Origin of the sequence: Plantactinospora sp. KLBMP9567 (genome assembly GCF_033446045.1) — a bacterium.
Taxonomy (GTDB): domain Bacteria; phylum Actinomycetota; class Actinomycetes; order Mycobacteriales; family Micromonosporaceae; genus Plantactinospora.
Genome location: NZ_JAWQRR010000038.1, coordinates 163,741 through 190,024, shown reverse-complemented (window position 1 = coordinate 190,024; position 26,284 = coordinate 163,741). Strand labels below are relative to the sequence as shown.

At 73.0% G+C, this 26,284-nt stretch carries 21 protein-coding genes and 1 pseudogene; 16 read left to right on the top strand and 6 right to left on the bottom strand.

Annotated features, from left to right (window positions below; translation table 11 throughout):
• Positions 1–88: 88 nt before the first annotated feature.
• The 6 genes and pseudogenes from R6Y94_RS28215 to R6Y94_RS45340 form a co-directional block, all read left to right on the top strand.
• Entirely contained in the window at positions 89–1,318 is a 1,230-nt protein-coding gene (locus tag R6Y94_RS28215; RefSeq protein WP_318398865.1) for a TadA family conjugal transfer-associated ATPase, read from the top strand.
• Entirely contained in the window at positions 1,315–2,391 is a 1,077-nt protein-coding gene (locus tag R6Y94_RS28210) for a hypothetical protein (protein ID WP_318398864.1), read from the top strand. The genes R6Y94_RS28215 and R6Y94_RS28210 overlap by 4 nt, the downstream gene beginning before the upstream one ends.
• Before the next feature lie 308 nt (positions 2,392–2,699).
• A complete protein-coding gene (locus tag R6Y94_RS28205) occupies positions 2,700–3,290 on the top strand; it encodes a type II secretion system F family protein (protein ID WP_318398907.1) in 591 nt (196 codons plus the stop codon).
• 21 nt (positions 3,291–3,311) lie between these two features.
• Positions 3,312–3,482: a DUF4244 domain-containing protein gene (locus R6Y94_RS28200; RefSeq protein WP_101368449.1), complete on the top strand. Its 171-nt coding sequence runs from the start codon at positions 3,312–3,314 to the stop codon at positions 3,480–3,482.
• Positions 3,479–3,847: a TadE family type IV pilus minor pilin gene (locus R6Y94_RS28195; protein WP_318398863.1), complete on the top strand. Its 369-nt coding sequence runs from the start codon at positions 3,479–3,481 to the stop codon at positions 3,845–3,847. The genes R6Y94_RS28200 and R6Y94_RS28195 overlap by 4 nt, the downstream gene beginning before the upstream one ends.
• Positions 3,844–4,347 (top strand): annotated as a pseudogene (locus R6Y94_RS45340) (Rv3654c family TadE-like protein); the annotation flags it as partial. The gene R6Y94_RS28195 and the pseudogene R6Y94_RS45340, both read left to right, overlap by 4 nt.
• A gap of 78 nt (positions 4,348–4,425) precedes the next feature.
• Here R6Y94_RS45340 and R6Y94_RS28185 read toward each other — a convergent pair.
• The gene (locus R6Y94_RS28185; protein ID WP_318398910.1) at positions 4,426–4,845 is read right to left on the bottom strand and encodes a hypothetical protein; all 420 of its coding nucleotides are present in this window, start codon (positions 4,843–4,845) and stop codon (positions 4,426–4,428) included.
• 163 nt (positions 4,846–5,008) lie between these two features.
• Between R6Y94_RS28185 and R6Y94_RS28180 the strand changes: the two genes are divergently transcribed.
• A complete protein-coding gene (locus R6Y94_RS28180; protein WP_318398862.1) occupies positions 5,009–5,818 on the top strand; it encodes a GH12 family glycosyl hydrolase domain-containing protein in 810 nt (269 codons plus the stop codon).
• A 213-nt stretch (positions 5,819–6,031) separates the two neighbouring features.
• On the opposite strand, the gene R6Y94_RS28175 is transcribed toward R6Y94_RS28180, so the two are convergent.
• Together R6Y94_RS28175 and R6Y94_RS28170 are read right to left on the bottom strand one after the other, a co-directional pair.
• Complete coding sequence (locus tag R6Y94_RS28175) at positions 6,032–6,241, bottom strand: hypothetical protein (protein WP_107262234.1); 210 nt, start codon at positions 6,239–6,241, stop codon at positions 6,032–6,034.
• Between the two features lie 115 nt (positions 6,242–6,356).
• The gene (locus tag R6Y94_RS28170) at positions 6,357–8,921 is read right to left on the bottom strand and encodes a DEAD/DEAH box helicase (RefSeq protein ID WP_412102902.1); all 2,565 of its coding nucleotides are present in this window, start codon (positions 8,919–8,921) and stop codon (positions 6,357–6,359) included.
• 59 nt (positions 8,922–8,980) lie between these two features.
• Between R6Y94_RS28170 and R6Y94_RS28165 the strand changes: the two genes are divergently transcribed.
• The 6 genes from R6Y94_RS28165 (at position 8,981) to topA (ending at position 17,471) form a co-directional block, all read left to right on the top strand.
• The gene (locus R6Y94_RS28165; protein WP_318398861.1) at positions 8,981–9,337 is read left to right on the top strand and encodes an STAS domain-containing protein; all 357 of its coding nucleotides are present in this window, start codon (positions 8,981–8,983) and stop codon (positions 9,335–9,337) included.
• Between the two features lie 16 nt (positions 9,338–9,353).
• Entirely contained in the window at positions 9,354–9,791 is a 438-nt protein-coding gene (locus tag R6Y94_RS28160) for an ATP-binding protein (RefSeq protein WP_318398905.1), read from the top strand.
• 287 nt (positions 9,792–10,078) lie between these two features.
• Entirely contained in the window at positions 10,079–12,454 is a 2,376-nt protein-coding gene (locus R6Y94_RS28155; RefSeq protein WP_318398860.1) for a sodium-translocating pyrophosphatase, read from the top strand.
• 247 nt (positions 12,455–12,701) lie between these two features.
• Entirely contained in the window at positions 12,702–13,244 is a 543-nt protein-coding gene (locus tag R6Y94_RS28150) for a hypothetical protein (RefSeq protein ID WP_318398859.1), read from the top strand.
• Between the two features lie 302 nt (positions 13,245–13,546).
• Entirely contained in the window at positions 13,547–14,239 is a 693-nt protein-coding gene (locus R6Y94_RS28145) for a hypothetical protein (protein ID WP_412102910.1), read from the top strand.
• A 370-nt stretch (positions 14,240–14,609) separates the two neighbouring features.
• Positions 14,610–17,471 (top strand): type I DNA topoisomerase, encoded by a 2,862-nt coding sequence (gene topA, locus R6Y94_RS28140; protein WP_318398903.1) that lies wholly within the window; start codon positions 14,610–14,612, stop codon positions 17,469–17,471.
• Between the two features lie 111 nt (positions 17,472–17,582).
• On the opposite strand, the gene R6Y94_RS28135 is transcribed toward topA, so the two are convergent.
• Both R6Y94_RS28135 and R6Y94_RS28130 read right to left on the bottom strand, forming a co-directional pair.
• Positions 17,583–18,488 (bottom strand): GNAT family N-acetyltransferase, encoded by a 906-nt coding sequence (locus R6Y94_RS28135; protein WP_318398858.1) that lies wholly within the window; start codon positions 18,486–18,488, stop codon positions 17,583–17,585.
• A 73-nt stretch (positions 18,489–18,561) separates the two neighbouring features.
• Entirely contained in the window at positions 18,562–19,884 is a 1,323-nt protein-coding gene (locus tag R6Y94_RS28130; protein WP_318398857.1) for a D-arabinono-1,4-lactone oxidase, read from the bottom strand.
• 195 nt (positions 19,885–20,079) lie between these two features.
• Between R6Y94_RS28130 and R6Y94_RS28125 the strand changes: the two genes are divergently transcribed.
• The gene (locus tag R6Y94_RS28125) at positions 20,080–20,724 is read left to right on the top strand and encodes a TetR family transcriptional regulator (protein ID WP_318398856.1); all 645 of its coding nucleotides are present in this window, start codon (positions 20,080–20,082) and stop codon (positions 20,722–20,724) included.
• A 43-nt stretch (positions 20,725–20,767) separates the two neighbouring features.
• Here R6Y94_RS28125 and R6Y94_RS28120 read toward each other — a convergent pair whose 3' ends face one another.
• Positions 20,768–21,988 (bottom strand): amino acid deaminase/aldolase, encoded by a 1,221-nt coding sequence (locus R6Y94_RS28120; protein ID WP_318398855.1) that lies wholly within the window; start codon positions 21,986–21,988, stop codon positions 20,768–20,770.
• A gap of 337 nt (positions 21,989–22,325) precedes the next feature.
• Between R6Y94_RS28120 and tmk the strand changes: the two genes are divergently transcribed.
• A complete protein-coding gene (tmk, locus tag R6Y94_RS28115) occupies positions 22,326–24,734 on the top strand; it encodes a dTMP kinase (protein ID WP_412102909.1) in 2,409 nt (802 codons plus the stop codon).
• Positions 24,734–25,999, top strand: coding sequence for a DNA polymerase III subunit delta' (locus R6Y94_RS28110; protein WP_318398854.1), 1,266 nt, complete (start codon positions 24,734–24,736; stop codon positions 25,997–25,999). The genes tmk and R6Y94_RS28110 overlap by 1 nt, the downstream gene beginning before the upstream one ends.
• The last annotated feature ends 285 nt before the right edge of the window (positions 26,000–26,284 follow it).

Genomic DNA, 26,284 nt, shown 5'->3' with positions numbered 1-26,284 from the left:
GGGCCTCCCACACCGGCGCGCGGCAGGACCGGGTTGCCCGCACTGACGTGGCCCGGAGTCGGGGCACCCGCGCCGAGGCGGCCCGGCAATGAGGCACGATCTGGCCGCCCGGGTCCGGCGCCGGTTCGCCGCCGAGGGGACGACCGTGACCCCGGCCGCCGTCGTCGCGGCGGTACGTGCCGAGCCCGGCGCCGCCGTCCTCGGCGACACCACCGTGCTGCGCATGGCCACCCGGGTGCACCACGACCTGGTCGGTGCCGGCCCGCTGACGCCCCTGCTCACCGACGACCGGGTCACCGACGTACTGGTCAACGGCAGCGAGGTCTGGGTCGACCGGGGCACCGGGCTGTCTCCGGTGTCGGTGCCACTCGGCGGCCCCGACGAGGTACGCCGGCTGGCCCAGCGGCTCGCCGCCGCCTGCGGTCGACGGCTGGACGAGGGCAGCCCGTACGTCGACGCGCGGCTGCCGGACGGTACCCGGCTGCATGCCGTACTGCCGCCGGTGGCGACCAGCGGGCCCTACCTGTCGTTGCGTACCTTCCGCCAGCGTCCGTTCACCCTCGACGACCTGGTACGCCACGGCACCCTGCCCCGCGCCGCCGCCACGTTGCTCGCGGCGGTGGTCGCCGCCCGGCTCGCCTACCTGGTCGTCGGCGGGACCGGGTCGGGCAAGACGACGCTGCTGAACACGCTGCTCGGCCTGGTACCGCCGACCGAACGGATCGTGTTGGTCGAGGACGCTGCCGAGCTGCGGCCCGTGCATCCACACGTTGTCGGCCTCCAGGCCCGCACCTCGAATGTGGAAGGCGCCGGCTCGGTCGGGCTGAGCGACCTCGTGCGCCAAGCCCTGCGGATGCGGCCCGACCGGCTGGTGGTCGGTGAGTGCCGAGGCGCGGAGGTGGTCGACCTGCTCTCCGCCCTGAACACCGGGCACGACGGCGGGGCCGGCACCTTGCATGCCAACGCTCCGGCGGACGTGCCGGCCCGGTTGGAGGCACTGGGGCTGCTCGGCGGGCTGCCCCGGCCGGCCCTGCACGCCCAGGTGGCCGCCGCGCTCCAGGTGCTGCTCCAGGTCCGCCGCGCGTCGACGGGGCGGGTGCTGGAGGCGGTCTGCCTGTTGCTGCCGGCGGGGCCGGAGCGCCTGGTCACCGTCGTACCGGCCTGGCGCCGGGACCGGGGTCTCGGGCCGGCTGCTCCGGCGCTGGCCGCGCTGATCGCCGAGCGGGGAGTGCCGGTACCGCCCCTGCTGGACGCCGCGTCCCGGTCCTGGCCACAACCCTCCCCCGGCCGGCGGGAGATCACCCGGGGTACGCCGTGATCGCCTGGTGGCTGGCGGCCGTCTGCCTGGCCGGCGCGGCGATCCTGGTCGGCTGGCCGGTCAGCCGCGCCCGGGCCCGGCGTCGGGCGGTGATCGGCGGGCGCCATGCCATGGAGAGCACCGCCCACCGGCCCGACCCGAGAGGCTGGCCGGCAGAGGTCGGCTCGGCGAAGTCGCGGAAGTCCTGGTCGACCGCGCTGGATCGGCTGTTGGCCTCTGTGCCGCCTCGGCGGGCCGTGGTCGTCGGTGTCGTGCTGGGCAGCGTCGGCGGGACCCTCGCCGGCGGTCCGGTCGCGGGACTCGCCGTCGCTGCCTACACCGGACTGGCGATACACGGTCTGTTGCGCCGCCGGGCCGGCCGGTCGGCCGAGCGGGCACAGCGCCGCCAACTCGACGCACTCTGCGGCCTCGCTGCCGACCTGCGAGCCGGGCTGCCACCGTCGACCGTCATGTTGGCGGCCGACGGATCGGACCGACTGGCCGGTCTTGCCCGGTCGGCGGTGCGCCTCGCCGAGCAGACCGGGGCGCCCTTGGCCGACCTGCTGGAGCGGATCGAGGCCGACGCGCGGGCGATGGGCCGAGGGCTGGCCGCCGCCGAGGCGCAGGCAGCCGGTGCACGTGCCACCGCCTGGTTGCTGGCGGGACTACCGGCCGGCGGCATCGCCCTGGGCTACGGCATCGGCGTCGACCCGCTGGAGATCCTGTTGCACACCCCGATCGGCGCCGCCTGCGCGGTCGGCGCCATCCTCCTGCAACTCACCGGCCTGGTCTGGGCGAGTCGCCTCAGCGGCGCCGGCCGCGCGGACCGGATCGGCAGCGAGGCCGACCGGGACGACCGGGCTGACGGGGTCGACCGGGCTGACCGGGGCGACGGGGTTGGCGGAAGTGCCGGCGGGGCCGACAGATTGCGCGGCGGGTTCGGCGGGTTCGGCGGGGCCGACAGGTCCGGCGGAATCGGCAGGTTCGGTGGTGGGTTCGGCGGGCTCGCTGGTGAGGGCGGTGGGGTCGACAGGTTCGGTGGCCGAGTCGATGAGGCTGGCCGGCTCGCGTCCGTCGCCACCTCGGGGCGCTGACGACGGTGCGGACCCTTGTCCCGGGAGCTCTGACCGGTCTCGCTCTGCTGCTGACGCTGGTCGGGGTGCCCGCTCGCCGGTCGTCCCGACGGCGGCTCTCCGCGCTCGGTCGACTCCGCCAACGGCCGCGGCCACGTAATCCCGCCGGACTGTCCACTCGGGCAGCCGGGCTGACCGGTCGTCGATCGCGCCACGTCACGACCCACGCGCTCGACGACGTCGGTGAGCGCGCCGACGGACGGTCTGGGCGCGGGTCGGGGCAGAGCCGGCGCGGGTGGGACGAGAGCCGGCCGGGCTGGTCGGGCCGGATCGATCTCGTCCGGCTCGCGGCCGGGTTGGCCGGGCTCGCGGCTGGAGTGTTGCTTGGCGGCTGGCTGGGCGTACTGCTCGGGGTGACGACGGCGGTCGGCCTCGACCGGTTGCTCCGCCGGCTCGAGCCAGCGGCTGTCCGGCGGCGTCGGCTGCGCGAGTCAGCCGACCTGCCGCTCGCCGCCGACCTGCTCGCGGCGGCGCTACGGGCCGGCGCACCGGTCGACCGTGCCGTCTGCGCCGTCGCGGAGGCGCTCGCCGGCCCACTCGGTGAGCGCCTCACCGAGGTCGGCCGGACCCTCCGGCTCGGCGGTACGGCGGAGGAGGCGTGGGCGCGCCTCGGGCCGGTGCCGGGCGCGGAGCGGCTGACGTCGGCGGCGGTCCGCTCCTCGACGAGTGGCGCGGCACTGGCCGGAGCCTTGACCCGACTTGCCGACGACCTGCGGGCCGACCGGGTGACCGGCGCCGAGGCGGCGGCCCGGCGGGCCGGTGTGCTGATCGTGTTGCCGCTCGGCCTGTGTTTCCTGCCCGCCTTCATTCTCGCCGGCCTGGTGCCGGTGATCGTCGCCGTACTCGGCGACGTGCTGTGACCGATTCGAGAAGGGAACTCAATGCTGCGCAAGTTGATTGCCCGGCTCCGCGGCGACGCCGGGATGAACACCGCCGAGTACGCCGTCGGCACCCTCGCCGCCGTCGCCTTCGCCGGGATCCTGCTGAAGGTACTCACCTCCGGCCGGGTGCAGGCCGCACTGGCGAGCGTGATCGACCGGGCCCTGTCGTGAGCCGGCGCTGGCTGGGCGACCGCGACCGGGGCTCGTTCACCGCCGAGTTGGCGGCCGGCCTGCCGGCGCTGCTGTTGTTGCTGCTCGCCGGGCTCACCGCCGTGAACGCGGTGACCACCAAGGGACAGTGCGTGGACGCGGCGCGGGAGGCGGCCCTGGCCGCCTCCCGCGGTGCCCCGGGAGTACCTGCCGGTGCCCGGGCGGCACCACCGGGCGCGGAGGTGTCGGTCTCGGTGGACGGCGACCGGGTGGTGGCCACCGTACGGGCACCGGTGCGCGCGCTCGGTGCGCGGTTGCCCCGGTTGACGGTGAGTGCGATCGCGGTGGCGGCCGTCGAGCCCGGTGCACCCGAGCCGCTGTCATGACGACCGACCGCGCCGCGAGCGCGACCCGGGCGCGTTCCGGACTCGACTGGACCCGGCGGAGGCGGGCTCGGTGCCGCCGATCGGTCCAGGGTCCTGATCGGCAACTCCGCTCGGCCAGACGTTCCGCAGCAGGCTGCCGGCCGGGCTCGAACGGCGGCGGATCCGATCGGGGCAGCGCCACCGTGTGGCTGCTCGCCGTAGGCCTGGTACTGGTGGTGTTCAGCCTTGGCGCGGCGGCGATCGGCGCCGCCCGGGTGGCCGGGCACCAGGCTCGGGTCGCGGCAGACCTCGGCGCGCTCGCTGGCGCGGCCTACGCGCTGGACGGCCCGGATCGAGCCTGTGCCCGGGCGGCGGTCATCGCCGCCGCCAACAGCGCCCGGATCACCGGCTGCACGCTCGACGGGTTCGACCTCCAGGTCACCGCCGAGGTGACGGTCGAACCACTGCCCGGGATGACCAGGGTTGCCCGCGCGACAGCCCGAGCCGGACCAGTCCGGGGCGAGGGAGCCAGCCCGGCTGACACGTCGGCGACAATCCGCCCCGGTGCTGCATGCGTTCGGCCGCCTCGTTCGGCTCGGCTACCTCCGGTCGAGGTTCCACCGTCGAGGCAGGTCCCCAACGCAGGCGACGCAGCTGAAGTCGTCGTCCCGCACCACGTTGCGCAATCCGCAGTCCGGGCAGCGGCGAAAGACCAGGCCGGCGGTGAAGCCGTCCGGGTGCGGCAGTTCGGCCCGGTCGAGCGCGGAGGCCACCGCCGGCCAGGAGTCGAGGTCGGGGCAGTAGCCGGTCGACTGGTTGCTGAGATAACTGACGACCCAATGACCAGACGGAGCATTCCGCCCGCCGGCCCGCTCGTGCGTGAAGGCGACCTCCCCGGCACCGAGTACGTCCTGCCCACCGGCGCAGGCGACGTGCTCACTGCGCCTCGGCGCCAGCCGGAGTACACCGGTCAGGTCCACCACGTAGCTGACCGGTTCGGCCAACCCCGGTACGGCCACCGACGCCACCCAGCGTGCGAAGTCCGCCGGGCAGCTGATATCGGTACTAGCGGCGCCGGGGTGGCCATCCGCCGACGGTAGCCGATCGCGAGGGGCGCGGCTTCGCCCGAATGTGATCGGTGGACATCTATTGACTTAGTTTGGAACCAAAACTAAATTTTCGGTGAGCGATGTCGCGCGCGCCATCTCCAGGCCGCAGTCGAGCCCTCGACTGCTCCGGCTATCCCGGCGTCCGTCCCGTCAGCGCCGGGCCGACAAGGAGGTCATCGTGCTGCGCACCGCACGTCTGACGATCGGCGCGTTCGCGCTCGCCGTCGTGCTGACCGTCACCGCCGCACCCGCGCCCGTCCAGGCTGCCGTCTGGAGTTCCAGCGACCGCTGGGGCACCTGGTCCAGTGGCGGCTACACGCTCTACAACAACATCTGGGGCTCGGGATACGGCCCGCAGACCATCTGGGCCAACTCGCCGAGCAACTGGGGAGTCTGGGCCGACCACCCGAACACCGGTGGGATCAAGGCGTACCCGAACGCGACCCGGTACATCGGTCGCCGGGTCAGCGCCCTGGGCAACGTCACCAGCAGCTTCAACGTGACGGTGCCGACCAGCGGCAGCGGCATCGCCTACACCACGGCGTACGACATCTGGACCACCGACCACGGGCACGAGATCATGCTCTGGATGAACAAGTACGGGCCGGTCGGCCCGCTCGGCAGTTTCCAGGTCAGGGCATCTGTCGGTGGGCACTCCTGGGACATCTACCGCGGTTCGAACGGATCCAACCAGGTCTACTCGTTCATCCGGACCAGCAACACCAACTCCGGCACCGTCGACATCCGGGGCATCGCCACCTGGATCCGCGACCGTGGCTGGTTCGGTGACGTCACGATCGGGGACGTCCAGCTCGGCTACGAGATCACCTCGTCCGCCGGCGGCCGGGACTTCGTTACCAACAGCTTCTCCGTCTCCGGCTGAAGCCAAGTCCGGCAGGCCAAGTCCGGAGGCCAAGTCCGGCTGAGGCCAAGTCCGGCTGAGGGCAAGTCGGGCTGAGGGCAACTCGGGCTGCGCGGAAGGGACCCCTTCGCGGAAGATCCGCGGGACGGGGTCCCTTCTGTGTGTCCCTCGGCGGACGGTGCCGCGCCTCGGCGGACTGCCGGTGGCTGACCGGGTGACCCGCTGCCAACGCCGTCAGCGGATGCTGCCCTCGGTGGCCCGGCGTACCACCCAGCTGTTCAGCACCTGGTGGATGCTGTGCAGCATCTGGTGGATCTGGTCCAGGCGTTCCGCCTGGGCCAGTGCCGCGTACGCCTGCGAGAGAGCGATCTGCTGGTCGACGGTCAGATGTGCCTGGTCGATGGTGTACAGCAGTTCGACGGTCTCGGCGATGGTGTCGGCCACGACGTCCTCCTCAGGCGGATCCGTGGAAGCGCTCCCAGCGTAACTTAACCGGATCCGCATAGATCCATGCATGCGAATACCGACTATCCGCGATCGGCCTGGTGATCAAGCGCGATCAGGTGTCAGCGGGCTCGGCCGGAGCCATCTTGGCCAGGTTGGTCAGCACCACGTCGAGGACCCGGACCGCCTCCGGCTTGGCCAGCGGGTTGTTGCCGTTTCCGCACTTCGGGGACTGCACGCAGGACGGGCAGCCGGCCTCGCAGCCGCACTCGGCGATCGCGTCCCGGGTCGCGGAGAGCCACGCCGACGCCGCCCGGTACGCCCGCTCGGCGAAGCCCGCGCCGCCCGGATGCCCGTCGTAGACGAAGACGGTCGGCGCCTCGGTGTCCGGATGGTTGGCCGTGGAGAGCCCACCGATGTCCCAGCGGTCGCAGGTGGCGACCAGTGGCAGCAGCCCGATCGCTGCGTGCTCGGCCGCGTGCAGTGCGCCGGGTACCTCGGCCGCCTCCACTCCGGCTGCCGCCAGCGACTCCGGCGAGACAGTGAACCAGACCGCGACCGTACGCAGCTCCCGGGCGGGCAGGTCCAGCGGCAGGGTGGCCAGCACCTCGCCGGAGGCGAGCCGGCGGCGCTGGTACGACACCACCTGGCTGGTCACGTCGACCTCGCCGAGGAACATCCCGACCGGGCCGCAGTCGAGGTAGGAGCGGACCGAGACGACGGAGAGCGAGGTGACGTCCCGGGGATGGGTGGACCAGTCCGGCTCCTCGGCGTGCACCAGCGCGCACCCGTCGTCGAGATTGAGGTCGTCCACCACGTACGACACGCCCTGGTGCAGGTAGACGGCGCCGGGGTGGACCTGGAAGTGCGACGACGCCGGGTCGACCGTGCCGAGCAGCCGGCCGGTCGACGACTCGACCACGTCCACCGGGGCGCCGCCGGTGCCGCGCAGGTCCACCTCGGGCCGCCCGGTGTGCCGCCAGTACCACCCGGTCGGGCGCCGCCGGAGCGCGCCGCCGGCCACCAGCGCGTCGACCGCCTCCTTCGCCCCCTCGCCGAAGAGTTCCAGGTCGGCCGGGGTCAGCGGGGACTCCGCCGCCGCGCAGCAGAGCTGTGGCCCCAGCACGTACGGGTTGGCCGGGTCGAGCACGGTCGCCTCGACCGGCCGGCCGAACAACGCCTCCGGATGGTGCACCAGATAGGTGTCCAGCGGGTCGTCCCGGGCCACCAGCACCGCCAGCGCCTCCCCGCCGGAGCGCCCAGCCCGGCCAGCCTGCTGCCAGAGCGAGGCCCGGGTGCCGGGGTAGCCGCAGATCAGCACCGCGTCCAGGCCGACCAGGTCGACGCCGAGTTCCAGCGCGCTGGTCGAGGCGAGCCCGAGTAACTCACCGCCGAGCAGCGCCTGCTCCAGCGAGCGGCGCTCCTCGCGCAGGTAGCCGGACCGGTAGGCGGCGACCCGGGCGCCCAGGCCGGGCACGGCCTCGTCAAGCGAGCGCCGGGCGGTGGTGGCGATCACCTCGGCCCCGCGCCGGGACCGGACGAAGGCCAGCGTCCGGACTCCGGCCGCGACCGTGTCGCCGAGCAGGTCGGCGGTCTCCCGCAACGCGGAGCGGCGTACCGGGGCGGCGTCGAGCCCGGCGCCCGCTGTCACCTCGTCGGCGAGGTGGGCCGGGTCCGGGCCGCCGGTCGGGGGCGGCAGCAGCGGCGGCTCCCAGAGCGCGAAGGTCAACCCGCCGCGCGGCGCGGTGTCCTCGGTGATTGCGGTGACCGGCAGCCCGGTCAGCCGCTCGGCCGCCGCGGCCGGGTCGCCCGAGGTCGCCGACGCCAGCACGAAGACCGGCCCGTCCGGTGCCGGCCCGGGACCGCCGGCCGCGCCCCGCTGCCCCGGCACCGACCTGGGGGTACCCGGATAGCGCGCCGCCTGCCGCCGCAGCCGGCGCAGTACGTGTGCCACGTGCGATCCGAAGACGCCCCGGTAGGTGTGACACTCGTCGACCACCACGAACGCCAGCCGGCGCAGGAAGGCGGACCACCTGGCGTGCCCGGGCAGGATGCCGTGGTGCAGCATGTCCGGGTTGGTCAGCACGAACCGGGAGTGCGCTCGGATCCAGTCCCGCTCGGCGCGCGGGGTGTCGCCGTCGTAACACGCCGGCCGTACCCCGTCGAGGCCCAGCGCGGCGACGGCCCGGAGCTGGTCGGCGGCGAGCGCCTTGGTCGGGGCGAGGTAGAGGACGGTGGCCCGGGGGTCGGCGAGCAGCGTGGCCAGCGCCGGGAGCTGGTACGCGAGCGACTTTCCCGACGCGGTGCCGGTGGCGACCACCACGTGCCGGCCGGCGTACGCGTGCCCGGCCGCCTCGGCCTGGTGCCGCCACGGCGCGACCACGCCCTGCCCGGCGAGGGCCGCGCGCAGCTCCGCCGGCACCCACTCCGGCCAGTCGACCACCGTGCCCGGCCGGGCCGGCACCCGCTCGACATGTGTCACCGGGGTCCCGGTCGTGCCGCCGTGCGCCCGGGCGCGCAGCAGGTCCAGCAGCTCACCCGCGCCGGGGCGACCGGCCGGGCGGGAGTCCCCGACCCCGGTACCGGCCGATACTGTTGCGGGAAACGTCACGCCCTGCACTCTCGCACTCTCGTACGTGCGTCGGAAGGCCGGGTCGCGGTCGGGCCGCCGTCGCTGCACGGTCCGCTGGTCGATGGTTAGATGCCCAGGAGCGTTCCAGGCCGGTCAGAGGAGGACTGATGGATCTGTCGCTGACGACCCGCGCCATCGGTGAGTACACGGTGTTGGAGGTTGGCGGCGAGGTCGACGTCTACACCGCTCCGCGGCTGCGCGAACGTCTGGTCGAGCTGATCGACGGCGGGTCCCGGGCGATCGTGGTGGACCTGGGTCGGGTGGACTTCCTCGACTCGACCGGCCTCGGCGTGCTGGTGGGGGCGCTCAAGCGGCTGCGTCCCGTCGGCGGGACCTTCGGGCTGATCTGCGACAAGGAGCCGCTGCTCAAGATCTTCCGGATCACCGCCCTCGACCAGGTGTTCCCGATCTACCCCACGCTGGACGCCGCCACGTCGGCCGACTCCTCCGGTGCCGATGCCTGATGTCGACGGCCGACGCGTGATGTCGAAGGTCAAACTCTCCTTCACCCCGGCCCCGGTCCACGTCCGCACCGCCCGGTTGGTCGGGGTCGCGGTGGCCCGGCGGGCCGGCGTGCCCGAGGAACTGCTCGACGAGGTACGACTGGCGATCGGTGAGGCCTGCGCCCGGGCGGTCGCCCTGCACCGCCAGTACGGGCTGAGCGATCTCGTGCTGGTCGAGATGTCGGACGGTCCGGCGTACACCGTCCGGGTGATCGACCGGGCGCCGATCGAGGCCGGGTTGGGGTTGGCCGCGCTGCCCCCCGACGAGCTGGCCGACGAGTCGCTGACCGACGAGGCGCTGACGGTGGGTGTCGGGTTTGCCCTGCTCGCGGGCTTTGTCGAGGACCTCCAGGTGCGTCCGGTCGACGAGGGCGTCGGTACCGAGGTCCGGATGGCCTGGCCGCTCGGGCGGTAGCCCGGCTGCTCGCCGGCACCCGCATTATCAGAACCGCGCGGCTAACACAGCGACGAAGATCATCGCGACCGGGCGGGTCCTCTGTGTGACCTCCAACACGACGGCCCGCTAGAGTACCCGGGGTTATCAGCAAGTGTGCTGGTCCCGCTCCTGTGGGTGGGGGAGCTTCGCCGATCGCGGGGGCCGTGGGTCGGCGGAACGCTTGCGAATTTGTCGCTCCACGCGTGGAGACGTCTGGCCGGTTCGTCCGCCGGCCCGGCGCGAGTGTTCGGTACAGGAGGACATAGATGTCCGTATATAGGGCCGCCGATGGTGGCGGGCTGTCCCTCGGCGGCGAGAACCTGTCGTACGTCGTCGTCGCGGCGGTTATCGCCCTGGTGGCGCTCGGCTTCGCGGGTGCGCTGACCAAGGCCGTGCTCTCGACCGGCAGAGGCACCGAGAAGATGCAGGAGATCGCGGGGGCCGTGCAGGAGGGGGCCTCGGCCTACCTGCTCCGGCAGTTCCGCACCCTCGCCATCTTCGTCGTGGCCGCCGTGATCCTGCTCTTCCTGCTGCCGGTGCACGAGACCGAGGGCAGCGAGACGCTGGTGAAGATCGGCCGATCGGGCTTCTTCGTGGTCGGTGCCCTGTTCAGTGCGTTCATCGGTGGCGCCGGCATGGCCCTGGCCACCCGCGCCAACCTGCGGGTCGCGGCCGCCGCCCGGGAACACCAGGGCGGCCGGGAAGCGGCGATGCAGATCGCGTTCCGCACCGGCGGCGTGGTCGGCTTCCTCACCGTCGGCCTCGGCCTGGTCGGTGCGGCGGCGGTCGTCCTGATCTACAAGGGTGACGCGCCGACCGTGCTGGAGGGCTTCGGTTTCGGTGCCGCGCTGCTCGCCATGTTCATGCGGGTCGGCGGCGGAATCTTCACCAAGGCGGCCGACGTCGGCGCCGACCTGGTCGGCAAGGTCGAGCAGGGCATCCCGGAGGACGACCCGCGCAACGCGGCGACCATCGCCGACAACGTGGGCGACAACGTCGGTGACTGCGCCGGCATGGCGGCCGACCTGTTCGAGTCGTACGCGGTGACCCTGGTCGCCGCGCTGATCCTCGGCCGGGCCGCCTTCGGCGAGCACGGGCTGGTCTTCCCGCTGATCGTCTCCACCATCGGCGTGCTGATCGCCATCCTCGGGGTGTTCATCACCCGGCTGCGGGCCGGCGACCGGTCCGGGCTCACCGCGATCAACCGGGCGTTCTACGCCTCCGCGGTGGTCTCGGCGATCCTGGTCGCGGTGATGTCCTTCGTCTACCTGCCGGCCACCTGGGCCGAGATGCTCGGCAACGAGTGGCGCAGCGCGCTCGGCCTCGCCGAGGGGGCGGCGGACCCGATCGACCCGCGGATCCTCGCCATCGGCGCCGTGGTGATCGGCATCGTGCTGGCCGCCGCCATCCAGGCGCTGACCGGCTACTTCACCGAGACCAACCGGCGACCGGTGCAGGACATCGGCAAGTCGTCGCTGACCGGTCCGGCCACCGTGGTGCTGGCCGGGATCAGCGTCGGCCTGGAGTCGGCGGTCTACTCCGCACTGCTCATCGCGGCCGGGGTCTTCGGCGCGTTCCTGCTGGGTGGCGGCTCGCTCACGCTCTCGCTCTTCGCGGTGGCGCTGGCCGGTACCGGTCTGCTCACCACGGTCGGCGTGATCGTCGCGATGGACACCTTCGGGCCGATCTCCGACAACGCGCAGGGCATCGCCGAGATGTCCGGCGACATCGACGAGCAGGGCGCGCGTACGCTCACCGAGCTGGACGCAGTCGGCAACACCACCAAGGCGATCACCAAGGGGATCGCGATCGCCACGGCGGTGCTCGCGGCCACCGCGCTGTTCGGGTCGTACACCGACACGCTGGGCACGGCACTGCGGGACGCGGGTTCCGACCTGTCGATCGACGGGCTGTTCAACGTGGCCAACCCGCGCAACCTGGTCGGCCTGATCATCGGTGCCGCGGTGGTGTTCCTCTTCTCCGGTCTGGCCATCAACGCGGTCTCCCGCTCGGCGGGTGCCGTGGTGATGGAGGTACGCCGGCAGTTCCGCGAGCTGCCCGGGATCATGGATTACAGCCAGCGGCCGGAGTACGGCAAGGTGGTCGACATCTGCACCCGGGACGCGCAGCGCGAGCTGATAACCCCGGGGCTGCTGGCCATCCTGGCGCCGATCGCGGTCGGTTTCGGGCTCGGCCCGGGTGCGCTGGCCGCGTACCTGGCCGGTGCCATCGGAGCCGGCACCCTGATGGCGGTCTTCCTGGCCAACTCGGGCGGTGCCTGGGACAACGCCAAGAAGCTCGTCGAGGACGGCGCGTACGGCGGCAAGGGTTCGGAGTCGCACGCGGCCACGGTGATCGGTGACACGGTCGGTGATCCGTTCAAGGACACCGCCGGGCCGGCGATCAACCCGCTGATCAAGGTGATGAACCTGGTCTCGCTGCTGATCGCCCCGGCAGTGGTGGCCTGGAGCGTCGGCGAGGACAAGAACACCGGGCTGCGGATCGGGGTCGCGGTCGTCGCGGCGCTGATCATCGTCGCGGCGGTGGTGTTCAGCAAGCGCAAGCCGGTGGCCATGTCGGACTCCGACACCGGCGCCGGCAGCGGCAGCTCCGACCAGCAGCCGCAGACCGCCAACGTCTGAGGCGGGACAGTCCGGATCCGGGCCCGTCGCGTACGCGTGACGGGCCCGGATCCGTTCCCCACACCGGCGACGGCGGGCCCTCCCACCGGCCGGCTCGGGGTGGACTGGTGTCCGGCACCGCTGGCCGGCTGGAGGCGGCCCGATGTGCGGCACCGCTGGCGGGTCGGGGTGGTTCGACGGGTGGTCCGGGGCGGCTCGGCCGATTACCCCCCTCGCGAAGCCCGCTCCAACCCGTACGCTGCAACGCATGCGTACCCCCCGCACGGCATCCGCCGGAAGGTTCACGGCGGCCCTGTGCACGATCGCCCTGCTCCTCGGGGGCTGCGCCGGGGGACCCACCCCGCAGGTCTGGGCCGCCGCGGTCTGTGCGGCGCTGGCACCGTGGCGGGCCGAGATCGGGACGCTGACCCGGAGCACCCAGCAGCAGATGACCGCGCAGACCAGTCCGGCGCAGGCCAAGGAGAATCTGGTCCGGCTGCTCAGAGGTGCCGAACAGGCCAGCGAGACCGCCCGGCAGAAGGTGGAGGCGGCCGGCGTACCGGACACCGAGAAAGGTGAGGCGGTCTCCAAGGGCTTCGTCGCCTCGCTGACCGCCGTCCGGGACGCCTACGGCCGGGCCGGCGCGGCGATCGAAGCACTCGGCACCGGGCAGGCCGGCGAGTTCTACGACGGCGTCAAGGCCGCGGTCGACACCCTCAACAAGGAGTACGAATCCAGTTCGCTCGACACCAGCGAGCTGGATTCGGTGGAGTTGAAGCGGGCCTTCGACGAGGTTCCGGAGTGTCGCTGACGCCCCCCGTCCCGCCCGTACCGGCCGAGTCGCCCGACCCGGCCGGCATGGCCTCCGAGCCACCCGACCCGCCCGACCCGCCCTCGGAGCCGACCGGCCCGATCCCGGCCCCGCCCCCGTCCCAGCCGCCCGGCGTGGCAGGGGGCGAGCAGCCCGGGGCCGTGGATGAGCAGTCCCAGCCCCAGCCGCCCGGCGCAGCAGGGGCCGAGCAGCCCGAGGCTGTGGATGAGCAGTCCCAGGCAACGGCCGAACGGCCCGAGGCTGTGGATGAGCGGTCCGGGGCAACGGGCGAGCAGCCTGAGCTGGTCGGGGTGGTGCGGGAGCGGCCCGGTCCGGGTGCCGAGCCGGCCGGGGCAACAGGGGAGCAGCCTGCGCGGCCGGATGGGACGAGGAGTCCGGCCGCCCCGCCGGTACGGCAGCTCTCGCTCTTCGGGGTGGAGGCCGCCGACCCGTCCGTCGGTGACCTCGCCGGGCTGCTGGCCGGGCCGGGCGAGCTGGTCCGGATGGGTGGCACCGCCCGGATCACCACGATGGTGGACGCCGCCTGGCGGGTGCACGTACTCGTCGCCGAGCTGGCCCGCCGGGGGTTGACCGCGAGCTGGCTGGGGCGGGTGGCGGAGCAGCACGGGGTGCAGACCTCCTACAGCACCCTGCTCGCCCCGCTGGCGGCGGGTTGGCTGCGCGGCACGGTGAAGCGGCCGCCCGGCAACTTCTTCCTGACCGGTCCCCGGCTGCGGCTCTGGGCGGCGGCGGCCGGCGCTCCCGAGCCGCTCGGTTTCGTGCTCCGGCTCGGTGCCGCCGACGAGGCGTGCTGGGAGCCGGTCGGTGCGGCGCTGGCCGCGATCGGCCTGCCGGCGGTGCTGCTCGACGCGGGGGCCGGCGGTCCGGCGTACCGGATCACCGGGCGACGCCGGCTGGCCCGGCTGGCCGAGTTGGTGGGTGACCGCCCACCGACCGCGCCGCCGAGCCAGTGGCCGGGTGGTCTGTCGTCGTGAGTACCCTCGATGGAGTGCCCGCCGGAGGCCCCGGAGGGATCGACCGGTGTCGTATCCCGGACAGCCGGAAGTCAGATTTGTTCGGTTAATCCGGTTAGCGGCCCACTGAGTGGGGCATGATCCGTCCGGTTGGTCCCGCACGGATCGCCCGTGGGTGTACGGTGTCGCCGTCCGGCATGACCGCCCGTCCCGTGTTGTTGCACCCGGTGTTACCGCAGCGTAGCGGTGCTCTTCTCGGGCCGCGCAACTCTGCGGTCGGGGAGCGCGTTACGTTGGACGTCTGGCCACCGGGCGGCCGATCCGGCCCCGGCGGCGAGCGCGGACAGGGCGGTCCGCAGGGGGAAAGATCGTGAGTGAGGTCAGGAGAGACGTGCCGAGCAACGCCAGGAGTACCCGTCTGGTCATCGTCGAGTCACCGGCGAAGGCCAAGACGATCTCGGGCTATCTCGGCCCGGGATACGTCGTCGAGGCCAGCCTGGGTCACGTCCGTGACCTGCCGCGCAACGCCGACGACGTGCCCGCCAAATACAAGGGCGAGTCGTGGGCCCGGCTCGGGGTCGACGTCGACAACGGGTTCGCCGCCCTCTACGTCGTGTCGCCGGACCGCAGGCAGCAGATCAGCAAGCTGACCCGACTGGCCAAGGAGGTGGACGAGGTCTTCCTCGCCACCGACGAGGACCGCGAGGGCGAGGCCATCGCCTGGCACCTGGTCGAAACGCTCAAGCCCAAGGTGCCGGTCAAGCGGATGGTCTTCCACGAGATCACCCGGCAGGCCATCCAGGCCGCGGTGGCGAACCCGCGCGAGATCGACCGCGACCTGGTCGACGCCCAGGAGGCCCGGCGGATCCTGGACCGGCTCTACGGCTACGAGGTCTCCCCGGTGCTGTGGCGCAAGGTCCGTTCCGGGCTGTCCGCCGGCCGGGTCCAGTCGGTGGCCACCCGGATCGTGGTCGAGCGCGAGCGGCAGCGGATGGCGTTCCGCACGGCAGAATACTGGGACATCCTGGCCACCCTCGCCGTGCGGGGCACCGCCGAGGGCCCGCGCAACTTCTCCGCCACCCTGGTCGCGCTCAACGGCGACCGGATCGCCAGCGGCAAGGACTTCGAACCGACCACCGGCCAGGTGAAGCCGGGTGCCGGGGTGATGCACCTCGACGAGGCGGGCGCCCGTGGACTGGCCGCCCGCCTCGACGGGCGGCCTTTCACTGTGACCCGGGTGGACGAGAAGCCCTACCGGCGCCGCCCGTACGCGCCGTTCATCACCTCGACGCTCCAGCAGGAGGCGGCCCGGAAGCTGCGTTTCTCCTCGCAGCAGACGATGCGTACCGCCCAGCGGCTGTACGAGAACGGCTACATCACCTATATGCGTACCGACTCGGTGAACCTGTCGGAGACGGCCATTTCGGCCGCCCGCCGGCAGATCGCCGAGCTGTACGGCGAGCGGAACGTGCCGCCGGAGCCCCGCCGCTACACCGGCAAGGTGAAGAACGCCCAGGAGGCGCACGAGGCGATCCGTCCCGCCGGGGACAACTTCCGCACCCCCGGTGAGCTGGCGAACGAGCTCTCCGCCGAGGAGTTCCGGCTCTACGAGCTGATCTGGCGGCGGACCATCGCGTCCCAGATGACCGACGCGGTCGGCTCCAGCGTCTCGGTGCGGATCCGGGCGGTCTCCGGCGCGGGCGAGGAGGCCGACTTCGGCGCGACCGGCAAGACCATCACCGAGCCGGGCTTCCTGCGGGCGTACGTGGAGTCGTCCGACGACGAGAACGCCGAGGCCGAGGACGCCGAGCGGCGGCTGCCGAACCTGGTCAAGGACCAGCCGCTGACCGCCGAGGAACTGGCCGCTACCGGGCACCACACCCAGCCGCCGTCCCGCTACACCGAAGCGTCGCTGGTCAAGTCGCTGGAGGAGCTGGGCATCGGCCGGCCGTCCACGTACGCCTCGATCATGGCGACGATCCAGGACCGGGGGTACGTCTTCAAGCGCGGCCAGGCGCTGATCCCGTCCTTCCTGGCGTTCGCCGTGGTCGGCCTGCTGGAGCGGCACTACCCGCGACTCGTCGACTACAACTTCACCGCCGCGATGGAGAACGAGCTGGACGAGATCGCCGGTGGCGACCACGCGGCGGTGGACTTCCTGACCTCGTTCTACTTCGGCAGCGAGATGGGTGGCGACCAGTCGGTGGCCCGGTCCGGCGGGCTGAAGAAGATGGTCACCGAGAACCTGAGCGAGATCGACGCGCGCAGTGTGAACTCGATCCCGCTGTTCCGGGACGACGAGGGGCGCGACGTCGTGGTCCGGGTCGGCCGGTACGGCCCGTACCTGCAACGGAGCCTGCCCGGCGCGGAGCCGGCAGCCCGGGACACCGGCGACGGCGGCCCGCCCGAGGACACCTCCCCGGCCGGCGACCGGGCGCCGATCCCGGAGGGTGTGGCCCCGGACGAGCTGACCCCGGAGAAGGTGCACGAGCTGTTCCTCGGCGGTGGCGGCGAGCGCAAGCTCGGCGAGCACCCGGAGACCGGCGAGCCGATCGTGCTCAAGTCCGGCCGGTTCGGCCCGTACGTGGCCAGTGGCGAGCGCAAGTCGTCGCTGCTCCGCTCGCAGTCGCCGGAGTCGCTGACGATGACCGAGGCGCTGCAACTGCTCACCCTGCCCCGGGTGGTCGGGGTGGCTGCGGACGGCGCCGAGGTGCTGGCCGCGAACGGCCGCTACGGCCCGTACGTGAAGCGCGGGGACGAATTCCGGTCGCTGGAGTCGGAGGAGCAGCTCTTCACGGTCACCCTGGACCAGGCGCTGGCACTGCTGGCGGCGCCGAAGACCCGGCAGCGCCGGGCGGCGGCCCCGCCACTGCGGGAGATGGGCGCGGATCCGCTGACCGAGAAGCCGCTGGTGATCAAGGACGGCCGGTTCGGGCCGTACGTCACCGACGGCGAGACCAACGCGTCGTTGCGGCGCGGCCAGACTCCGGAGGCGCTGACCCTGGAGGAGGCGTCGGAGATGCTGGCCGAGAAGCGGGCCAAGGGTCCGGCGCCGCGCAAGCGGGCGGCCAAGAAGGCGACCGCCAAGAAGGCGGCGGCGAAGGCGACCGACGGCGAGACGGCCGCGAAGAAGACCGCGGCCAAGAAGACCGCCGCGAAGAAGACCACCGCCGCGAAGGCGGCGGCGAAGAAGGCTCCCGCGAAGAAGGCCGCCCCGCGGAAGGCCACCACCGCCGCCGACCCGACCGACTGACCCCCGCACTCGCCCGGCGGGGGTGGGTCGGCGAGATCTTGGCGAGTTGGGGGTTCCCGCGAGCCACAACTCGCCGAGATCTTGGCTCGGACTGAAGCCGGCCGGCGGCGGTCAGGTCGTCGGCGGGTCGGGCCGGGGACGGCGGAAGCCGTACGTCTGGTGTTCGCGGCGGAAGCCGAGCGAGGCGTAGAGCCGCTGGGCCGGCAGGTTGTCCGCGTTGTAGTTGACGGTCACCGTCGCCATCCCGGCCGCCCGCATCCGGTGCATCGCGGTCAGCATCACCGCCCGGGCCAGCCCGCGCCGGTTGAAGTCCCGGTGCGTGCCGACCGGCTCGAAGTGGCCGACCCGGTTGCGCCCGTCGAGCCAGTAGACGGTGAAGGCGGCGATCCGCCCGTCCGGTGCCTCGGCGACGATCTCCCGCTCGGCGGAGTAGCCGGGCCGGGTCATCACCGCCGACCGGTACAGCTCGGCGGTCCAGTCCGCGTCGAACGCCGAGTTGCGGGCCAGGGCGAGCTGCCCGGCGTCGGCCGGCCGGGCGGTACGCAGTACGAAGCCCTCCGGTGCGACCGGCGCGTCGACCGGGCCGGTGAGTTGCCGGACGGTGACGTCGTCCCAGGTGCGGAACCGGGCGAACCCGAGTTCGGTGAGCAGCCGGATCCGGATGCTGTCGCAGTCGAAGACGTCGGTCAGCACGTACGGCTGGTCGGCGGTCATCGCCCGGGTGGTGGTCCGGTACGCCGTGCGAAGCATCTCGACCTCGGCGGCGGTGCCGCGCAGCGCGGGCGCGGTGAAGACGTCGAACGCGGCGCCGAAGCGCAGGTTGACCGCGAGCCCGACGATCTCGTCGGCGGACTCCCAGAGCTGGACCAGCTCACCCGGCGGTCGGCCCCGGAGGTTCTCGTAGATCCGGTGCGGCACCTCGCCGACGTGGTCGTATCCGCACCGGCCGGCCTCGGCGATCCAGGCCGCGAAGGTCCGCGACAGGCGCGGCAGGTCGGCGTCCGAGTAGGGTCGCATCCGCGGCATGTGGCTCGTCACCGGGCCTGTATAAGGCATCGCCCGGCCCGGGGCCGAACGATTTCCGGCCGGGTCAGGCCCCGAGCACCTGCTCGGTGTAGGAGTTCGCGAAGAGCCGGTCCGGGTCGAGCCGGTCCCGCACGGCCAGGAAGTCGGCGAACCGAGGGTACGCCGGGCGCAGCGACCCGGCGTCCCGGTAGTGCAGCTTGCCCCAGTGCGGCCGGCCGCCCAGTTCGGTGGCGATCCGTTCGAAGGCCCGGAAGTACGGCTCGGCGGGCATCCCGGCGTACTGGTGGATCGCCACGTACGCCGACTCGCGCCCGTGGCCGTGCGAGAGCCAGATGTCGTCCGGGGCGGTGAACCGGACCTCGACCGGGAAGAGCACCCGGAACGGCAGCTCGTCGATCACCCGGCGCAGCCCGGCCAGTGCCTCCGGCAGGGCGGGCCGGGGCAGGGCGTACTCCATCTCCTCGAACCGGACCCGGCGCGGGGTGCAGAAGACCCGGTCGGAGCGGGCGGTGTAGCTGCGCGCGGTGAGCGCCCGGGCGGAGACGGCGGAGATCGTCGGTACCAGGGCCGGGGCGGCCCGGCCGAGCCGGCAGGCTCCGGCGAAGACGGAGTTGGCCAGGAAGTCGTCGTCCAGCCAGCTCCGGAACCGGGGCAGCGGCCGGTCGTCGGCGGGTACCCGGTTGTTGACCTTCACCTGTACCCGGTCGGTGTACGGGAACCAGTAGAACTCGAAGTGGTCGTTTCCGGCGACCAGTTCGGGCAGCTCGGCGAGGACCTCGGGCAGCGGTGCCGGGCGCTCGTCGGCGCGGAGCACGAAGGCGTCCACGCAGTTCAGCGTCACCTCGGTGATCACCCCGAGGGCGCCGAGCCCGACCCGGGCCGCCGCGAAGACGTCGGCGTTCCGGTCGGCGGAGCACTCCAGCAACTCACCGGTCCCGGTGACCAGGGTGAGTCCGGCGACGAAGGTGGAGAGGCAGCCGTAGCCGGCGCCGGTGCCGTGGGTACCGGTGGAGATCGCCCCGGCCAGCGTCTGCGCGTCGATGTCGCCGAGATTGGCCAGCGCCAAATCGTGTCCGGCGAGCACCTCGTTGAGCGCGTGCAGGGTGATCCCAGCCGGTACGGTGATCAGCCGACGCCCGGAATCGATCCGGACCGGTCCGGTCAGCGCGGTGAGATCGACCCGCTGGTCGTCGGCCCGGGCAATCGCGGTGAACGAGTGGCCACTACCGACCGGCTTGATCCGCCGGCCGGTGGTCCGGGCGGCCCGGATCGTGGCGACGACCTCGTCCACGGTCGACGGTCGCAGCGCGTCGCCGGTGACGCGCTGGTTGCCGGCCCAGTTGGACCACGAGGAGGTGACTCCGGGTGGTGCGGTACGCCCGCTCATCTGACCTCCCCTGGCTCTGACCAGGTCGCCGATGGACAAACATGAATTAGACTCACGTCAACGTGTACCAGGGCGAGTAAATCAGGATCGTCACGGCGAGTAAATACCGATATCCGTTCGGCTCGTTAGTCCGGATAGCGTTTCGAAACCGTGACGCCTAGTAACCTTCACCCCGTCGAAAGGGAGTGGCGACGAGTGTCCACGTCAACCGCCACATCCGGTCCACTGCGCCGCGTACCGGTGCAGGGCCGTAGCGTCGCCCGGGTCCAGCGCATGCTCGACGCCTGTGCCGAGATAGTCGACGAGGTCGGCTACGAGGGGCTGACCACGACCCTGCTCGCCGAGCGCGCCGGAGTGGCCATCGGGTCGGTGTACCAGTTCTTCCCAGACAAGCGAGCGATCGTGCAGGCACTGACCCTGCGCAACATGGAGGCGTACCTGGAGCGGCTCAGCGACCGGTTCTCCCGGGGCGACCTGACCCACTGGTGGGACGGGGTCGACGCCGCGATCGACGAGTACATCACGATGCACCGGAGGGTGCCCGGCTTCCGTACCCTGCACTTCGGTGACGTCGTCGACGTGCACCTGCTGGACGAGGACCGGGACAACAACGGCGTCATCGCCGAGCAGTTGGCCCGGGTGCTGGTCGAGCAGTTCGGCACCAGCGACGCGCCCCGGCTGCGCTTCGCGCTGGAGATCGCGGTCGAGGCGGCCGACGCGTTGATCAAACTGGCCTTCCGGCGCGATCCGGAGGGCGACGAGAAGGTGCTGACCGAGGCGACCGCGCTGATCCGGGAGTACCTGCACCGGCACGTCGACGCCGCTCCCTCGGCCGGCTAGCCGGCCACCGGTCCAACCAGTACCGCGGCCGGCCGGTGCGCGCTCAGAGAAAGGCCCGGCCCTCGCCGCGATAGGTCGGCACCGTGCCCACGACCCGGTCCGACTCCACCAGGTGCAGCTCGCCGACGTGTTCCGCCAGCTCGCCGGCCTTGGCGTGCCGGAACCAGACCCGGTCGCCGACCCGCAGCGACTCGGCGGCGGCACCGGTCACCGGGGTCTGCACCTCCCCGGCGCCCTCGGTGCCGGTCAGCCGCAGACCCGGCGGCAGCCACGGAGTGGGCAGCCGGGTCCGGTCGGCCGGCCCGGACGCCACCCAACCACCGCCGAGCAGGGTCACCACCCTGGCGGCGGGACGGCGGACCACCGGCAGCGCGAAGAACGCCGCCGGTCGGGGCCGCCAGCTCCGGTAGGCGTCGAACAGCGTCGGCCCGTACAGGCCCGACCCGGCGGTGATCTCGGTTACCGCCGGGTCCGCCGCGGTCAGTGCGACGCTGCCGGTGCCGCCACCGTTGACGAACTCCAGGTCGGCGTGGTCGCGTACCGCCGCGACCGCCGCCGCGCGCCGGTGCACCAGTTCCCGGTACGACCGCCGTTGCAGCAGCCGGATGGTGGCACCACGGACAGCCTGCCGGGGCGGTGCGTCGCCGAGCCCGGCGATCTGTGCCTCGTACGCCATCAAACCGACCAGCCGGAAGCCCGGCCGCTGTGCGACGGCGCCGGCCAGCGTGCTGGCCTCGCCGGCCGAGTGCACCGGTGAGCGGCGGATGCCGACGTGCAGCCGGCCACCGAAGGCGTTGGCCATCGGCCGCCAGGACGCGTCCAGATCGAGGCAGGTCCGGATCTCTGCGCGGGAGCCGGCAGTGGCGACCGCGTCGACCAGGTCGAGTTGGGCGGGGTTGTCCACCATCAGGCAGATCTTGGCGGCCAGCTCCGGGTCGGCGGCGAGCTGGGCCAGCGCCTGCCGATCGGTGCTCGGGTAGCCGACCAGCGCGTCGTCGGTCACGCCGCTGCGGACCAGCCAGATCGCCTCGGCCAGCGTGTACGCCATCACGCCGCCCCAGCCGGGTCCGGCCAGGGCCCGGCCGAGCAGGGCCCGACAGCGCAGCGACTTGCTGGCGACCCGGAGCGGCTTGCCGCCGGCCTGGTCGGTCAGGGCGCTGGCGTTGGCGTCGAACGCGTCGAGGTCGACCACGGCGAAGGGTGGTTCGAGGTGCGCGGTCGCCCGGTCCAGACGACGACGCAGCAGGTCGCGTTCGGTGGCCATTCGAGCACGCTAACCCCCGGGGCGATAATGCGAAACTCTCTCGTGTCTTTCGGGCGTGGCGTGGCCCGCCCGTAGGGGCGCGACGCGGACCGCCCGGAGATCCGCGGGCGACCCCTAGGCCCCGGTTCCGGGGAATGTCGGGGTCGGGGCGGATCCGTACCGCGATTAGAGTGTGCTCGGGGGAGCCCAGCCATGGGCCGGGGCGCGGAGGGGTACGACCATCGACGACAACGACAGGAGCGCGGAGCGCACAGCGCAGTCGCCGCCCGGTACTCCCACGCCACCTACCGCCGCCGGTCCGGTCGACCGGACCGGCTACCAGGCGCTCCGCTCGGTCATGCGGATCCGTCCGTTCCGCCGGCTCTGGCTGGTGCTCGGCGCCGCCTCGTTCGGTGACTGGCTCGGCCTGCTGGCCACCTCGCTCTTCGCCGCCTCCCAGGTCACCGGCGACACCGCCAAGGGCCTCGCCTTCGGCGGCGTGATCGCGGTCCGGCTGCTCCCGGCGCTGGTTCTCGGCCCGATCGCCGGGGTGCTGGCCGACCGGTTCGACCGGCGCCTCACCATGGTCATCTGCGATCTGCTGCGGTTCGTGCTGTTTGCCTCGATCCCGCTCGCCGCCCTGCTCGACGTCGGCGGTGGTCTGGTGGTCGGCTGGGCGGCGGTCGCCACCTTCCTGATCGAGGCGATAACCCTGATCTGGATCCCGGCCAAGGAGGCCGCGGTCCCGAACCTGATCCCGCGGACCCGGCTGGAGGTGGCCAACCAGCTCACGCTGATCACTACCTACGGGGTCACCCCGGTGCTGGCCGCCATCGTCGCCGCGGTGCTGGACCGCAGCGTGCGAGCCGCCGCCGGTGGACCGCCGCCGGACTGGGCCGAACCGGCCCAGTTGGCCCTCTACGTCAACTCGTTGAGCCGGCTGGCCACCGCGCTGGTGGTCTTCTTCGGAATTCGGGAGATCAGCGGCCGGGGCGATCGTCGGAGTGTCCAGCAGGTCGAGCAGAGCGCGTTGCGCCAGTTCGTCGACGGCTGGCGGTTCATCGGCAAGACTCCGCTGGTCCGGGGTCTGGTGCTCGGCATCTTCGGCGCGTTCGCCGGTGGCGGTGTGGTGATCGGCACCGCGAACTTCTTCACCAAGTCGCTGGCCGCCGGTGAGGCAGCATTCTCCCTGCTCTTCGGCGCGATCTTCCTCGGCCTGTCGCTCGGCATCGGGCTCGGACCGATGATCGTCCGGGAGATGTCCCGGCGGCGCTGGTTCGGCATGAGCATCGTGCTGGCCAGCGCCTCGGTGCTGGTACTCGCCGGCTCCATCCACCTCTCCATGGCGATCCTCGGCGCGGTACTGGTCGGCGCGGGCGCCGGAATGGCCTTCCTGGCCGGTACCACCCTGCTCGGCGGGGAGATCGCCGACGAGGTACGCGGCCGGGTCTTCGCCGTGGTGCAGACCGGGACCAGGCTGGTGCTGATCCTGGCCATCTCGGTGAGCAGCCTGCTGGTCGGCGTCGGCGGCTCCTGGCAACTGCGCATCGCCGACCTGGGCATCTCGGTCTCCTCGACCCGACTGCTGCTGCTGGTCGCCGGGGTGGCCGGCATCCTCACCGGGATCAAGGCGTTCCGCCAGATGGACGACAAGCCGGGCGTACCGGTGCTGTCCGACCTCTGGGGCTCGATCCGGGGGCGTCCGCTCTTCCCGGCCGAGCCGTTCGCCTCGACCGGAGCCTTCGTGGTCTTCGAGGGCGGCGAGGGCGCCGGCAAGTCGACCCAGGTGGCCAGGCTGGCCGAGGCGCTGCGCCGGCGGCACCGCGAGGTGGTGGTGACCCGGGAGCCGGGCGCGACCGGGGTCGGGGAGCAGATCCGCGGCCTCGTGCTCGGCGGGACCAGCGGCCCGGACGCGCTCGCCCCCCGGGCGGAGGCACTGCTCTACGCCGCCGACCGGGCCCACCACGTCGCCACGGTGGTCCGCCCGGCGCTGGCCCGCGGCGCGGTGGTGATCAGCGACCGGTACGTCGACTCGTCCCTCGCCTACCAGGGCGCCGGCCGGACCCTGCCGGTCGAGGAGGTCTCCTGGCTTTCCTCCTGGGCCACCGGCGGCCTCAAGCCCGACCTGGTGGTACTGCTCGACATCGAACCCCGGACCGGTCTGATCCGGGTGGACGCCCGGGGCGGCGACCCGGACCGGCTGGAGGGCGAGTCGATCGACTTCCACGACCGGGTCCGGTACGCCTTCCTCGACCTGGCCGCCGCCGACCCCAAGCGCTACCTGGTGCTCGACGCCTCCCGGCCGGTCGACGAGCTGGCGGCGGCGGTGGCCGAGCGGGTCACCGGGATGCTCGCCGACCCGGATGCGACCGGCCATCCGGAACCGGCGAGCCCGCCGGACACCTCGGCCCGGCCGGAGTTATCCGAAGCCGAGCTGCGGACGCCGGCGGAATCGCGGGCCGAGGCGGAGTCCAGGACCGGGGCGGATCTCTCGGCCGCCACCGAGACGGTTGCGGAACCGGAGCGGGCGGCCGGGGCCACCCGGGGGCGCGGCGACGGGGACGCCGGGACCGACGGCGACGGGGCCACCCGGGCGAGCGAGGACGCCGCCACCGGCCGGCCGACCGACCAGGAGGGTGCGGCCACCGCTCCGGTCCGGTTGGTGGGCCGGCCCGGACAGCCGGTCGACGACGCCGGGCCGGGCCGGACCGGACCGCACCGCACCGGCGGCGCGACGGGCGGCTTCGAACTCGAACGGCGACCCTGATGCCCGAGGTCTTCGCCGACCTGGTGGGCCAGCCCGAGGCGGTCGACCTGCTCCGCCGGGCCGCCGCCGCCGCGGAGACGATCCGGGCCGCCGCGGTCGCGGAGAGCGTCGCCCCCGACGGTACGGGCCCGGCCGTCGGGGACGACCCGGCCGGCGGTACCCCGGACGTGGCCGGTGCCGGCAGCGCGATGACGCACGCCTGGATCTTCACCGGGCCACCCGGCTCCGGGCGGTCGGTCGCGGCCCGGGCGTTCGCGGCGGCTCTCCAGTGCCTCCGGGGCACCGGCTGCGGCGAGTGCGCCGGCTGCCACACGGCGCTCGCCGGAACCCATGCCGACGTACGGTTCGTGGTGCCGGAGGGGCTCTCCATCGGGGTCGGCGAGATGCGGGCCCTGGTGCTGCGGGCGGCCAGCACGCCGAGCGGGGGACGCTGGCAGGTGCTCGTCATCGAGGATGCGGACCGGCTCACCGAGGCGGCCGGCAACGCGCTGCTCAAGGCGATCGAGGAGCCGCCGCCGCGTACCGTCTTCCTGCTCTGCACTCCGTCCACGCACCCGGACGACATCTCGGTGACCATCCGCTCCCGGTGCCGGGTGGTGGCGCTGCGCCAGCCGCCGGCCGAGGCGGTGGCGGCCGTACTCCGGGACCGGGACGGCATCGCGCCAGACGTGGCGGCGTGGGCGGCAGCGGCTGCCCAGGGGCACGTCGGCCGGGCCCGCCGGCTGGCCCGGGACCCGGAAGCCCGCAAGCGGCGGGAGGCCGTGCTGGCCCTGCCGCGCAAACTGACCGGCGTCGGCGCCTGCTTCGACGCAGCCTCCGCGCTGATCGAGGCGGCCGAGGCCGAGGCGGCGTCGGCGGTGGTCGAGGCCGACGCGGCCGAGCGGGCTGCGCTGGAGACCGCGCTCGGCGCCGGGGGCACCGGGCGGGGCGCGTCCGGCGCGATCCGGGGCGCCGCCGGGCAGCTCAAGGACCTCGAACGCCGGCAGAAGTCCCGGGCCACCCGCGCCCAGCGGGACGCGCTGGACCGGGCCCTGGTCGACCTGGCCGGCTTCTACCGGGACGTGCTGACCCTCTCGCTGCGTGCTCCGGTCGAGCCGGTGCACACCGACGTCGCCGGGATGGCCGGCTCGGCCGCCGGGAAGTGGACCGCCGAGGGCACCCTGCGCCGGCTGGAGGCGGTGCTCGGCTGCCGTACGGCGATCGAGACCAACGTCAAGCCGCGGATCGCCGTCGAGGCGATGATGCTCGCCCTCTGGCGCGGCTGAGCGGCCCGTCCCGACCGGCGGCCGATTCGCCTACTGCCCGGGAGTTCCGTCCTGATCAGGGAGATCTTGGGGCGAAGGGTTCCCTTCGGGCGGGTCGCCCGGTACGGTTCGGTGCCGTAACGCAGCGAAGGCGGCACATTCGGTGAGCCGATGTGCACGGCTTCGCCCGGCGAGACCGACGACGACTTGACCCGCCCGGCCCGTGCGGGGTGGCGGCCCGGCGGGCATCGGGAAGCGGGCGATCGGAAAAGCGGGCATCGGAAAAGCGGGCATCGGGAAGCGGGA